Genomic DNA, 896 nt, shown 5'->3' on the forward strand with positions numbered 1-896 from the left:
GCGGTCCGAGGACGAGGGGTTCGCAGGTGTCGGTGGCGGCGTTGGGATCGCCGGTGACACCGTAGGCGGGGAAACCGGACTTCAGGACGAGCTGCGGCTTCGCGCCGAAGAACTGCGGCCGCCACAGCACGATGTCGGCGAGCTTGCCGACCTCGATCGAACCGATCTCGTGCGCCAGACCGTGCGCGATCGCCGGATTGATCGTCAGCTTCGCCATGTAGCGCAGCACCCGGGCGTTGTCGTCGCCCTCGCCGTCGCCCTCCAGCGGGCCGAGTTCGCCCTTCATCTTCGCCGCCATCGCGAAGGTGCGCCGGATGGTCTCCCCGGCCCGGCCCATGCCCTGGGCGTCGGAGGAGGTGATCCCGATCGCGCCCAGATCGTGCAGGACGTCCTCGGCGCCCATCGTCCCGGCCCGGATCCGGTCCCGCGCCATCGCCGCATCACCGGGCAGGTCCGGCTTGAGGTCGTGGACGGAGACGATCATCCCGTAGTGCTCGGCGACCGCGTCCCGCCCGAACGGCAGCGTCGGATTGGTGGAGGAACCGATCACGTTCGGCACGCCCGCCATCTTCAGCACGTTCGGCACGTGCCCGCCACCGCACCCCTCGATGTGGAAGGCATGGATCGTGCGCCCCTCCAGCACCCGCAGCGTGTCCTCGACCGAGAGGCACTCGTTCAGGCCGTCACTGTGCAGGGCCACCTGCACGTCGTACTCCTCGGCCACCCGCAACGCCGTGTCCAGGGCCCGCGTGTGCGCGCCCATGTCCTCGTGCACCTTAAAACCGCTGGCGCCGCCCTCCGCCAGGGCCTCCACCAGCGGAGCGGCGTCGGAGGAGGAACCACGGGCGAGGAAACCGATGTTCACCGGCCACGCGTCGAAGGCGTTGAAGGCGTGC

At 69.9% G+C, this 896-nt stretch carries 1 protein-coding gene; it reads right to left on the reverse strand.

What is annotated here, in order from left to right:
• Positions 1 to 896, reverse strand: an 896-nt coding sequence (locus IG86_RS0138065; RefSeq protein ID WP_030903161.1) for an urease subunit alpha, incomplete at both ends; no start/stop codon positions are given.

It is taken from the genome of Streptomyces virginiae, assembly GCF_000720455.1.
In the GTDB taxonomy this organism is placed as follows: domain Bacteria; phylum Actinomycetota; class Actinomycetes; order Streptomycetales; family Streptomycetaceae; genus Streptomyces; species Streptomyces virginiae.